The sequence below is a fragment of the Corallococcus terminator genome (assembly GCF_049194865.1).
GTDB classification, from domain to species: domain Bacteria; phylum Myxococcota; class Myxococcia; order Myxococcales; family Myxococcaceae; genus Myxococcus; species Myxococcus terminator_A.
The window spans coordinates 1-11,811 of the sequence record NZ_JBLZWL010000039.1; the positions used below are offsets into that span (position 1 = coordinate 1).

Here is an 11,811-nt window from a genome sequence, read left to right on the forward strand (position 1 = left end):
CGACCCCGCGTAGCGCGACAGGTGCACCTCCACCTCCCGCCGCCAACGCAGGACGTCCTCCTCATTCACCAGGACGCAGTCGGTGAAGTAGGCCGTCACGACGTCGTTCTCCGCGTCGTACTCGAAGGACATGTTCCAGGACATCGTGCCGCCTCCCTCCATGCCGGAATCAGGCGGACGCGGAGCCAGCCAGGAAGGCGGACAACACCGCCGCGGTCTCCTGGGGGTGCTCTACGTGCGGATAGTGACCAGGGCCAGGAATGTGAGCCATGCGCGCGCGCTTGATGGGCTCCACCACCGCCTGTCGCAAGAAGGCCGGCGGCAGGAAGTTGTCGTCCGTCGACACCACCAACGTCGGCGCCACGATTTTCGCCAGCCGGTCCGCGAAGCCTCCCGCCGTCCACGCGTCGAACGCCTGCTCAATCGAAGCCGCGCTCACCGCGCCCGCGTCCTTCAACAGGGACTCCAGCGCCTCCGGCGACAGCTTCTTGCACGCCAGTCCCAGAATCATCTTCTGCTTCTCGCGGTCTCCCGCCGACGTCCGGAACAACCCCGCGGCCTCCGGCGGCAACGGCAGCCCCGATGCGGGCACCGTGTTGAGCAACAGCAACCCCTCCACCCGCTCCGGCACGTGCGACGCAATCCACTGCGCCACCTGCCCACCCATGCTGTGCCCCACCACCGTGAAGCGCTGGGCCCCCACCGCCTCCACCACCGCCAGCACGTCCTTCGCCAGCCCCTCCACCGAATGCCCACCCGCTGACTGTCCCGACTTTCCCGTGCCGCGCGCGTCCGGAATCACCAGCCGCAGCCCCGTCACGTCCAGCCGCTCCACCATCGAGTCCCACACCGCACCCGACACCATCCACCCATGCACCAACACCACCGTGCGCGGTCCCTCGCCTACGACGCGGTAGTGAAGCGAAGTCCCGTCAGATGCGGAAGTCGTGCTCATGTCGTCTCCTCAGACGAAAAGGATAAAGCAGTATTGAAGAAATGTGCAGGAGCGAAAGCAAGCCATGACACATCGGAGAGTTCCAGGGGGCGCATGTAGGCATTCGCTGAGGGTATGAGCCGGGTTGGCACAGGGAGCGTCCTTCACGCACCGGCGCTCCGCTCTGGCAGAGTCCGCCGCCTCATGGCGGATGAACGGGACGGGACGGGCGGCGCTCGGCACGAGGCTCAGCGCACGGTGCACTGCGAGGATGCGCTGACGTGGCTTTCGGCCCAGCCGGTGCTGGCGGGGTGCTCGGCGGTGGCATCGCTGCCTGACGCGTCCGAGTTCCCCTCGCTGTCCCTGCCGGAGTGGAAGGCGTGGTTCATCCGCGCGGCGGCGCTGGTGATGACGCGGGTGCCCGACGACGGCGTGGCCATCTTCTACCAGACGGACGTGAAGGACGAAGGCCTCTGGGTCGACAAGGGCTACCTCGTCTCACGCGCCGCCGAAGAGACGGGCCTGGGCCTGCTCTGGCACAAGGTCGTCTGTCGCCGCGCCCCGGGCACCGTGACGTACGGCCGGCCCGCGTACTCCCACTTCCTGTGCTTCTCGCGCGGCGTGCGGCCTGATTTGGCGAAGTCCACCGCGGACGTCCTCGCGGACCCCGGTGAAGTGACGTGGACGCGCGGCATGGGCGTGGACGCGTGTCAGCTCGCCTGTCGCTTCATCCTGGAGAACACCTCCACTCGTACCGTGGTGGACCCCTTCTGCGGCCACGGCACCGCGCTGGCCGTGGCCAACGCCATGGGCCTGGACGCGGTGGGCGTGGAGCTGAGCCGCAAGCGCGCGCGCAAGGCTCGCAACCTGCGCGCGGAGTGGCGCGACGGGAAGCTCGTGCTGGTGGCGAGCGACTACTCGGCGCAGTCCTTGTCGTAGTCCACGAAGTTCCCCCTTCACGCGGGAAGAACCCCGCGCTCGCGCGAGGGCCTACTTCACGACGGAAGACGCCCGCACCGCGCCCTCGGGAGCCGCGAGGGCCGAGGGGACATGGAGCATCGCCAGCTCCTTCTCCACCACCGGCTCCAGCTCCGCGATGAACGCGCCGAAGAGGCGCTCCTCCAGGGCCAGCGCCTCGTCCAGCGATGCGCCCACGGCGGACAGGCGCTCCACGCACGCGTCCTCGATGGTGCGGCGGTGGCCCTGCTCCTCGGTGACGACGCGCCCCAGCTCCTCGCGGACGCTCGCGTTGCGCGAGGCCGCCTTGTAGAGCGGGTAGAGCACCATGGCGCGGCGCTCAATCGTCGTCGTGGTGAGCAGGTAGTGCAGGTACACATCGGACTTGCCGGTGTGCGCGGTGGCCCAGGTCGCCAGCTCGTGGTCCAGCGCCTGGAAGTAGCAGCCCGCCGCCTCCGGACAGAGGAACGTGGTGATTTCGCCGCCGGCCACCTCCGCCGACAGGCGCTTGAAGGCGAACGCGTGGCGCGTCTCGTCCGACAGGTGCCCGAGCACCTCCAACGAAGGGTGACGGTCCGCCACCGTGCGCGAAATCTTCCGCGCTCCGATGAACTCCATGAGGGACAGGGTGTGCAGCCAGCGAGCCTCGAGCTCGGGCGCCTGGGCCAGCTGGCGGAGCACCGCCTGGATTCGGTCACGCATACCGGGCCTCTAGCGCGAGGACGGCCCGGGAGCGAGCACCAAGACGCGCCCTCAGACAGGCGCCTCCGACCCCCAGAGCTCCTCCGCCACCGAGCGCGGCGTCACGTGACGCACCGGCGACACGCCTTCCAGGAAGTTGAACAACTCCATCGCCACCGCGTGCGGCGCGTCCCACATGAGGAAGTGCCCCGCACGCGGCACCTTCATCCACCGCGCGCCGGGGATGTCCCACGCCAGGCGCTCGCCATACTTCGCGGGCAACAGGCCGTCCTCCTCGCCCCACAACACCAGCGTCGGCACGGCCAGGTGACTCAGCTTCGACGTCAGCTCCTGCGTGTGGTTGGTGTTCAGCGCCACCGCGTCGCGTGACAGCGACACCATCCCCACCTCCGTCGCGTACGGTGCCAGCAGGCCCTCCAGCAGCTCCGCCGTCTGCGGCGTCGCGAAGCCCTTGCGCTTGAGCGCCGGTGTCATGAAGCGCGTCAGCCGCTCCGGCGTCAGCCTGCGCGCCATCCCCGGCGTGCCCAGCTGCGCCATCAGCCCCTTGGGCCACGCGTCGTAACAGACGCTGTCCATCAGACACAGCCGCCCCACCCGCTTGGGGAAGCGCACCGCGAGCTGCAGCGCCACGCCGCCCCCCACGTCGTGCCCCACCACCGTCGCGTCCACCACGCCCAGGCGGTCCAGCCACGCCTCCACCGCCTCCGCCTGCCGCGCTATCGAGCGGTCGAACTTGTCCCGCTTGTCCGAAAACCCGTAGCCCAGCAGGTCCGGCGCCAGCACCCGGTGCGACAACGCCAGCCCTTGCGCGAGCCCGCTCCACAGATAGCTCCAGGTCGGGATGCCATGCAGCAACACCACCGGCGGCCCCGAGCCCCAATCCACGTAGCTCACGAACCGGCTGCCCAGCTCCGCCACCTCTTGTCGTCCCTGCCACTCGCGCCAGTTCATCGCAGCTCCTCCGCCGCCACCCAGTCCGGCACCAGCCGCGACGCGCCCGGCATCGGCTGCCGCAGCATGTCCGGCACGTCCTGCACCATCCGGGACAGGTTCAACAGCAGCGTCGGTGAGCGCCGCTCCAGCGCCTGCGTCACCTTCAACACCGCGTCCGCGTTCTCCCCCAGCGCGGACACCCGCTCGCGACTCAGCGCCACCGGGTACGGCAGTGTCCGAGCCCGCCGCCGCGCGGACTCCAACAGCCTGTCGGCCACCTGCTGGAAGTCCTCGTCCTTCATGCGCGGCTTCAGCCGGCGCCACGCCGTCTCCAGATACGCGGGCCAGCACGCCAGCGCGCGGTACTCGCCCGGCACGCCCGGCGGCCCCACCGTCTTCACGATGTCCGCGAACACCGAGCGCAGCGCCGCGTCCGCTGGCTTCTCCGCCACCCACTCCATCGCCGCCATGCGCGAGGGGACGCCGCGCTCCAGGCGCTCCGACGTGCCCAGCGCGCCCGTCTGCCCCACCGGCTGGCCCTCCAGCGCCATCCGCACCGCGGACATCATCAGCATCACCCGGGGCTGCATCGCCTCGTACAGCTCCAGCACGCCGCGCGCGTGGAAGCGCTGGCTGGGCCCCAGCTTCGTCGCGTCCCACGCGCCCAGCACCTCCCACTGCACCGTCGAGTCGAGGACCTCCTGCCACAGCCCCATCGCCGCCTCCTCGAAGGCGCGCGTCTCCACGTTCGGCCCCATCGCCTCCCACATCGCCACGAAGAAGCGCGGCCAGGCCGCCCACGTGCGCAAGGACACGTCCACGCCCGTCACGCGCATCGTCCGTCGCAGCTCGTGGTAGACGCGCTCGACACCGCCCTCCGCCCCGTGCTCGCTCACCTGTCTCACCCTGGCCATGCCGGCACCCCCGGCAACGGTGGGAACGGCGCGGCGGCGTGGACACCTCCCCCCCGTGGCCCGGCCGCCCGGAAGTCCCCGCTCCCAGGGCAGTCTCCACCCCGGCATGGCGTCGGCTCCCCACCACCTCGCCACCCCGGGGGGAGGTGCCGTCGGACACTAAAGAACACTCGCGGCGGGGGCCGTTTGACTCCGTCCTCGACGGCTCGCTTTGCTCCCTCTCGCGCGACGAAGGAGTCGCGCCTGCCTGGTTCGCGGGGGGCAACCAGCATGTGGCTTCGACACCTGTCTCGTAGGAGGCCACTTCGAAGCAGCCCCCCACGGGCGTCCAGCCCCGCGCGCCACCACCGCAACGAGGACGCCTCGCGGCGCCCGGGGGAGACGACATGAGCAGCGACAACGACACCTGGGGACCACGGCTCGTCGACGTCCCCCTCGTCGGAGCGGTGAGCGACTACCTGCGGCGCATCCAGGACCTGGGCGCCGTGGAGGGCCCGGGCGGCGCGGTGGGCCTCAACCCCGCGCTGGAGCCGGTGATGGAGGCGCTGCACCACCTGCTGGCCGGTGGCGAGGTGGAGGTCCGCGTCACGCGGCGAGGACACCCCCGGCTCGTCCAGGAGCTGCGTCAGCGCGTCGACGACGCCACGCGCGAGGTGAACGAGCTCCAACGAGTGGCGGGTTGCACCCTGTCCACCACCGTATGAGTCCACGCGTGGCGGGCGCCGCCGCCGTCACCGCCTCGTTCCGGCGCTGGACGCGCGCCCAGGACAGCGCCGAGGTGCTCGCCGCCGCGAGCGTGGGGGCCTGGTGGGCGCTCACCAGCGTGGTGCTGGCGGTGCTCTCCGCCGTCGCGTGGGCTCCCGGCGCGAGCACGCTCTTCGGCATCCCCTTCGTCGACGGCCTCTTGTGCGCGTCACCCATGCTCGTCAGCGGGCTGCTCTTCTCCGCGGTCCACCGGAAGCGGCGCCACATCGAGACGTGGGGCTGGCTGTGGCTGCTGCTCGGCGTCACGTCGCTGCACTTCTTCCTCGCCGCGCTGATGGCGATGTCGGAGCTCCAGGGCGCCACCGTCATCACCTCCCTCTTCCTCTTCACCACCGCGTTCCACGGCCGGCTGCACCGCGTGACGCCCAAGCAGCCCTTCCTGGCCCTGGGCACGGCGCTGGCGCTGGTGGCCGCGCTACCGCTCCTGGAGAGCCGCGAGCACCTGGTGTTGTTCGGCATCATCGGCCCCGCCGCCCTCACCGCGGAGCTGTACCTGGGCACCTTCGCCGTGCAGCACGACAAGGCCCGCGCGGAGGCGGAGCGCCTGCGCGCCGCGGTGCAGGCGCAGCTCCTGGAGCAGCAGGAGCAGGACGTGGGCCGGCTGTCGCGCGCGCTGGGGGAAATCCTCGGCTACCACCACGAGCTGGACAGCGCGCTCATGTCGGCCGGCACCGCCGCGGACATGCTGTCCGTCCTGGGCGTGCAGCGCAACGCGCTGGCCCGAGGGGACTTCGAGGACCTGGTCAAGACGCTCAACGACAGCCTCACCCAGATTCGAGACATGGTCGCCGAGATTCGCGCGAAGGGCCGGCGCTACGTCGGCTCGGAGCCGGAGCCGGTGGAGCTGACGCCGCTGCTGGAGGGCGTGCGCACCAGCATGGGCCTGCGCTTCCCGGACGTGGATATCGAAGTGGCGGTGGAGCCAGGGCAGCCGCTGCGCGCGCTGATGCGAGGCGGGGCCACCACCCTGAGGCGCGTGGTGGAGAACCTGGTGCTCAACGCCTGCGAGGGAGACGGCAGGCAGGGCGCCTCGCGCGTGCGCATCCAGGCCCGCGTGGAGCCGCTCAGCGGGCGGCTGGAGGTGGTCATCGCGGACGACGGCCCGGGCTTCCCGGCCGCGCTCCTCAACGTCCCCGCCGAGGAGCTCTACACGTCCAAGCCCGAGGGCACCGGCCTGGGCCTGTACACCAGTGAGTGCCTGCTGCGCGCCAGCGGCGGAATGCTGTACCGACGCAACGCCCCGGACGGCGGAGCCCTGCTGCGCCTGTTCCTGCCCAGGGAGTACCGATGAGCGGAGGAGCCCTTTATCAAGAGGCCCTGCGGGTGCTGCGGCGACTGGAGCTGCCCGAGGAGTCGGAGCACGACGTGCTCGCCGCGCTGGAGGCCTCGCAGCCAGGCCCCCTGCCCCTCTTCTACGAGGCCGGCGCGGAGGCGGGACTGGAGCGCCCCGTGCTGACGGCGCGCGGCGTGGGCCTCTTCTTCAACTTCTGCGCGGGCAACCTCGCCGACGACCTCATCGACGGCGACTGCACCTACTACGACAAGCCCCTGCGCGTGGGCCCGTGCACGCAGTTCCTCCTGCAGAACCTGGCCTGGGCCACGCTCGCCGAGCCGCGCGCGCACGTGCCCCTGAACGCGCTGGAGGAGAGCGCGCGCCTGCTGGCCCAGGCCGCGGGACCGCAGGCCCTGGAGGTCCGCGCCCAGGAGTGGAGCGCGCCCTTGTTCCGCCGCGTGGCGGAGGGCATCGCCGGACGGCAGTGGGCCGCGTACCTGCGCGTGCTCTGGGCGGAGACGCGGCTGGAGGAGCGCGCGGTGTCGGTGGGCATGAGCCTGGGCGTGGCCGCTCACGTGGCGGAGGACATCCGCTCCCGGGACACGCGCTTCACCTCCATGCCCGCGCCCGACCGGCTCACGGTGGTGACGTGGGGCAGGCAGGCCGCGGAGGCGCTGCGCGCCGAGGACCTGCGCTGCCTGGACGCGGCGCTGCGCCGCATCGAACCGATACTTCCGGAGGTGGAGTCATGAGGGCGGAACCCACGCGGAGCGAGGCCCGCCATGACGCGGTGGCCGCCTACTACGAGGAGAAGACGGAGCGCATCCTCCGTCGCTACGGGCCCGGCCCTCGCATCCACTTCCATGTCGGGCTGGTGGACGACGTGCCCCCACCGGGCGAGGCGGAGCCGCTCGTGCGCGAGCGCGTCCACGCCTCGCAGGAGGCCCTGCTCGCGGAGCTGGCGCGCGCGGTGGGCCGCTTCCCGAAGGGGGCCGACGTGCTGGACGTGGGCTGTGGCCTGGGCGGCGGCGCGCTGTACTGGGCCGCCGAGCACCATGCGTGGGTGACGGCGGTGACGAACGTGGCCACGCACGTGGAGCTGGTGCGCACGTTCGCCGAAATCGAGGGCGTGGGCGCGCGCGTGAAGGCCCTGCACTGTGACGCGCTCGCGGTGCCGGGCCGCGCCTGCTTCGACGCCGTGGTCGCGGTGGAGAGCAGCAGCTACCTGCCGCGCGCGGAGTGGTTCCGCCGCGTGCGCACGCTCTTGCGGCCCGGGGGCGTGGTGGCCATCGCCGACTGCTTCCTCGGCCGCCCCGAGCTGGCCGCGCCCTTCGACCGGTACTGGCGCACGCGCGTCGGCACCCTGGACGAGTACCTGTCCACCGCGCACGCCGCCGGACTGGAGCTGGAGGTCCGCGACGACGTGTCGGCGCGCGCGGTGGGCTTCTGGTCCCTCACGCTGGAGCTGCTCGCCCATGAGCGCTTCACGTCCCCCGGCCAGCCTCCGTCACGCGTCCTCGCGCGGGGCGAGTCCCGCCGCGAGCACCTGCGACTCCAACAGGCGTTGATGGATGGCGGCCTGGAGTACGCGCTGCTCGTGCTGCGCCGCGAGGACTGAGCGCCACGAGTCGACACCGCGCCTGTCCTCCGGCCCGGGGCTGACGAGGGGGCACACCGTGCTCCGCGAGGGGTGCGACCCCAGCCTTGGGCGAGTCTTTAAAAGGGGAGGTACGCGCGATGAGGACTTTCACGCGATGGTTGACGGTGGCGGCGGTGGCGGCGGCACTGACGATGACGGGGTGCCGGGAGCGGAGCCGGGAGGACAACTCGGGGGCCATGGGCGGCTCCGGCAATGACAAGGACGCCCTGCAGCACCAGGGCACCGGCGGCTCCGGCAAGCCGCAGATGCAGGGCACGGACGCGGGCACCGTGCGGTAGCCCGCACCGCGACAGGTGGGCTCCGGCTGTTATCCTGACGACTCGACGTCGGACAGCCGGAGCACATCATGCGCGGGTGGATTGTGGGGGGCGTCATCGCGGGGGTGCTCGCGCTCCTGGGGTGGTGGATGCTCGGGAGCGCCGAACCCGTGGCGCACGTGCGCGAAGTCACTCCAGCGCCCCAGCGTGCCTCGGCGGACTCGCTTCCGCGCACGTCCGCCCCCACGCGAGCGGCACAGGGAGCGGGGCGGTCCATTCGCGGCACCGTGGTGGACTCGCTGGGTCGGACCGTGGCCGGCGCTCGCCTCTCAGCGTCGTGGCCGGAGGCGGGCGAGACGCTGTCGGAGCTCCCCTGTCCGGAGGAGGTCCTCCCCTACTGGGAGGCGCTGGTCGATGTGACCCGGGCGCGGCGCAAGCTCCCGTGGTGTCTGCCGGAGGCGGAGGACATCCTCACCCCGCTGCTGCTCGCTCGGCGGGGCGAGGCCCCCATCCACGCGGAGGCCGTGTCGGGTGACGACGGCGCCTTCGTGCTGGAGGGACTGCCCGAGGGCCCTCAAACCCTCCTCGCGCTCTCCGAGAAGGGCACCGCGCTGCGCCCCGCCGTGCCCTCCGGCAGCCAGGACGTGGAGCTGATTCTGGAGCAGCCGTGGTTCCTGACGGGCCGAGTCCTCGGGGAAGGCAAGCCGCTGGCGGGCGCCTCGGTGACGGCGGTCAGCATGCACCACACCCGCTTCTTCGACACGAGCACGGACGACCAGGGCCGCTTCAGGGTGGGGCCCCTTCCTCGCCAGAGCTACCAGGTGCTCGCGACGAAGGAGGGCTGGCTGGCGTCGCTCGAGCCGGACCGGTACGGCGACGACCCTCGGGAGGTGACGCTGTATCGGCCCCTCGTGCTTCACGGCCGGGTGCTGTCCGACGGCGCTCCCGTGCCGGGCGTGGAGGTCCGGGCCTCGCGCGCCGGGATGAACGAGGGGGCTCCGGTTCCCCGGACGAAGACGGACGCGGAGGGACGCTTCGCGCTCGACCTGAGCACGGGCAAGTACGCGCTCACCGTGGAGCACGGTGGACGGTATGCCTTCGCGCGGGTGGAGCTGGACTCGAAGCCTCCGCCCGAGGTGGTGCTGAAGCTGGGCGAGGCGCTCCTGGTCGAAGGCACGGTGTCCAACGACGCGCGCAACCCGGTGGAGGGGGCGCGCGTGAAGGCGCGCTTCACGCGGGGAGGGCGGGAGGCGCTGGAGACCGTCACCGAGGCGGACGGCCGCTACCGCCTGGGCCCCGTGGAGCCCGGCCACTGGGAGTTCACCATCGAGGCGCGGGGCCATGTGGACCTGACCACGGGCCAGGAGCACGAGCTGTCCGCCGGCCTGGGCCCTCGGGACTTCACCCTGAAGCGCACGCAGACCCTCTCCGGTCGCGTCGTGGACGGCGCGGGCCAGCCGATATCCGGCGTGCCCCTGACGCTGGAGCCGATGGGAGTCGACGGCCCCCTGGACTACGAGCCGCAGGAGCTGGCCTTCTCGGACCGGGACGGCCGCTTCGTGATGGATGCCACCCGGGCCGGCTCCTACGAAATCACGGCGCGCAGCGACGACTACGTCCACGAGACCGTGGTGGCGAAGGCCCCGGGCCGCGAGGTGACGCTCACCTTGAGTGCGGGCGCGACGGTGGAGGGGACGCTGACGGACACGCGGGGCCTGCCGCTGGCGCGGTTCATCGTGGACGTGCTCCCGAGAGACCACGACGACGACGACGAGCGCTTTCTGGAGACCGAGGGCACCGACGACCGGGGCCACTTCCGCCGCAAGGGCATCTACCCGGGGCGCTACCGCGTGGTGGCGAGGCAGAAGGCGTCCAGCGTGGACCGGAAGGCCTGGGCCGACGTGGAGCTGCTCGCGGACACGGTGACGAAGGTGGAGCTTCGGCTCCAGGAGGAGCACTCGCTGGAGGGCATCGCCGTCGACACCGCGGGCCGGCCGGTCCAGGGCCTCACCTTGCGAGCCCGCTCTCTCGTCAAGGACGACGGTCCCAAGTTCATCGAGATGCGGGAGGACAGGGAGCAGACACCGTTCGGTGTCCTCACGGATGAGGAGGGGCGCTTCGTCCTTCGTGGCCTGGGCCCCGTCGACCATGCCTTGCGCGCCACCAAGCCAGGCCATGAGCTGCTGCTGGAGCGCTCCTCGGGAGTCACGCCTGGCGACGAGGAGGTCCACTTCACGGCGGACACGAAGCAGGTGCGGCTGGTGTTCCGGCGCCACCCCCACATCCGGGGACGGCTCCTCGGACCGGACGGCGCGCCCCAGCGCCAGTTCTTCATCGGAGGCGTGCGCGTCACGAGCGAGGACGGCACCTTCGCGGAGCCCCTCCACGAGGAACCCATCACCCGCCAGTACGTCTTCAGCGTTCACGAGCTGCCCAAGGTGACGCGCGCGGTGAAGGGCGGCGTGGACGTGGCGGACGTCGACCTGGGGGAGATACGGCTGGAGGAGGGGCGCTACGTCCAGGGACAGGTGTTCGACGCGGAGACAGGCGCGCCGGTGAAGGGCGTCACCGTCCAGCTCGAATCCGAGCCTGACGAGGACGGTCAGCGCAACTCGCTCGCGGGCGCGCGCACGAACGACGACGGCGAGTTCTATCTGGACAAGGTGGCCTCCGGACCGCTCACGCTCAAGATGAGCCATGAAGGCCGCTACCGCGAGCTGCTCGTTCCGGTGGCCGCCACGCAGGAGAAGGTGACGGCACGCATGGAGCCCGGCGCGCGGGTGAAGGTGACGGCGAAGAACCGCCAGGGCCGTCCCGTGGACGCGTTCATCACCTACCAGGGACCGAGCGGCGAAGGCCTGGTCGAGATGGGCAAGGGCGTGGCCGAGCTGCGCGGCCTGGAGCCTGGACGCTACGCGCTCCGGCTGGGGTACAGGGACCGAAACGAGCCGCTCCCTGACTTCCAGCCGATGAGCGTGGACCTGCCCGAGCGCGGAGCGCTGTCGGTGGCCTTCCTGCCCGCGACGGGCGGCGCCACGGTGAAGCTGATGCTGCCCTCACAAGAGGGGGTGGGCCTGGGGCTGGTGCCCGGCAGCGTGCCGCCTCCCAGCACCCTCCCGGCGCTGCGCCACCTCATCTTCCAGGGCATCCCGTGGCAGTACAACGAGTCAGACCCGGAGGTCGTCTTCACCCACGTCCCCGAGGGCAAGGTCACCGTCTTCTTCTACACGTCCGCCATGCTCGGTCAGTTCCACACCGAGGAGCTGGACATCCCGGCGGGAGGGACGGTGTCACTCACCCTACAGCCGTCCTGGAGGAGGCTCGACGTCGCGTCGAAGTGAGGGCCTCTCGCCTGCCTGACAGCGCGCGGGCGCTGCGGGGTGGAAAGCGGGCTCCGCGCCGTGCTTCGGGTACCG

11 protein-coding genes are annotated in these 11,811 nt (G+C 71.5%); 7 read left to right on the forward strand and 4 right to left on the reverse strand.

Translation table 11 applies throughout. The annotated features are described in order from the left end of the window. Nucleotides 1-169: 169 nt before the first annotated feature. Complete coding sequence (locus ACN469_RS14350) at nt 170-955, reverse strand: alpha/beta fold hydrolase (protein ID WP_498768159.1); 786 nt, start codon at nt 953-955, stop codon at nt 170-172. A 183-nt stretch (nt 956-1,138) separates the two neighbouring features. On the opposite strand from ACN469_RS14350, the gene ACN469_RS14355 reads away from it, so the two are divergent. After that, nucleotides 1,139-1,873: an SAM-dependent methyltransferase gene (locus ACN469_RS14355; RefSeq protein ID WP_498768161.1), complete on the forward strand. Its 735-nt coding sequence runs from the start codon at nt 1,139-1,141 to the stop codon at nt 1,871-1,873. A 51-nt stretch (nt 1,874-1,924) separates the two neighbouring features. Here ACN469_RS14355 and ACN469_RS14360 read toward each other — a convergent pair whose 3' ends face one another. The 3 genes from ACN469_RS14360 to ACN469_RS14370 are packed head-to-tail and all read right to left on the reverse strand — an operon-like array spanning nt 1,925 to nt 4,440. Further along, the gene (locus ACN469_RS14360) at nt 1,925-2,593 is read right to left on the reverse strand and encodes a hypothetical protein (RefSeq protein ID WP_498768163.1); all 669 of its coding nucleotides are present in this window, start codon (nt 2,591-2,593) and stop codon (nt 1,925-1,927) included. Nucleotides 2,594-2,644: 51 nt separating this feature from the next. Further along, entirely contained in the window at nt 2,645-3,544 is a 900-nt protein-coding gene (locus ACN469_RS14365) for an alpha/beta fold hydrolase (protein WP_498768165.1), read from the reverse strand. Continuing rightward, on the reverse strand, nt 3,541-4,440 hold the full coding sequence (locus tag ACN469_RS14370; RefSeq protein ID WP_498768167.1) for a halocarboxylic acid dehydrogenase DehI family protein: 900 nt from the start codon (nt 4,438-4,440) through the stop codon (nt 3,541-3,543). The genes ACN469_RS14365 and ACN469_RS14370 overlap by 4 nt, the downstream gene beginning before the upstream one ends. A gap of 386 nt (nt 4,441-4,826) precedes the next feature. On the opposite strand from ACN469_RS14370, the gene ACN469_RS14375 reads away from it, so the two are divergent. The 6 genes from ACN469_RS14375 to ACN469_RS14400 all read left to right on the forward strand — a co-directional run bounded on the left by ACN469_RS14375 (nt 4,827) and on the right by ACN469_RS14400 (nt 11,736). Next, nucleotides 4,827-5,144, forward strand: a complete 318-nt coding sequence (locus ACN469_RS14375; RefSeq protein ID WP_498768169.1) for a hypothetical protein — start codon at nt 4,827-4,829, stop codon at nt 5,142-5,144. Continuing rightward, nucleotides 5,141-6,496, forward strand: a complete 1,356-nt coding sequence (locus tag ACN469_RS14380) for an ATP-binding protein (RefSeq protein WP_498768171.1) — start codon at nt 5,141-5,143, stop codon at nt 6,494-6,496. The genes ACN469_RS14375 and ACN469_RS14380 overlap by 4 nt, the downstream gene beginning before the upstream one ends. Beyond that, complete coding sequence (locus tag ACN469_RS14385; RefSeq protein ID WP_498768173.1) at nt 6,493-7,230, forward strand: hypothetical protein; 738 nt, start codon at nt 6,493-6,495, stop codon at nt 7,228-7,230. The genes ACN469_RS14380 and ACN469_RS14385 overlap by 4 nt, the downstream gene beginning before the upstream one ends. After that, a complete protein-coding gene (locus ACN469_RS14390) occupies nt 7,227-8,096 on the forward strand; it encodes an SAM-dependent methyltransferase (protein WP_498768175.1) in 870 nt (289 codons plus the stop codon). Before ACN469_RS14385 ends, ACN469_RS14390 begins: the two co-directional genes overlap by 4 nt. A gap of 119 nt (nt 8,097-8,215) precedes the next feature. Beyond that, nucleotides 8,216-8,416: a hypothetical protein gene (locus ACN469_RS14395; protein WP_498768177.1), complete on the forward strand. Its 201-nt coding sequence runs from the start codon at nt 8,216-8,218 to the stop codon at nt 8,414-8,416. Nucleotides 8,417-8,484: 68 nt separating this feature from the next. Beyond that, nucleotides 8,485-11,736, forward strand: coding sequence for a carboxypeptidase regulatory-like domain-containing protein (locus tag ACN469_RS14400; RefSeq protein WP_498768179.1), 3,252 nt, complete (start codon nt 8,485-8,487; stop codon nt 11,734-11,736). Nucleotides 11,737-11,811 lie beyond the last annotated feature (75 nt).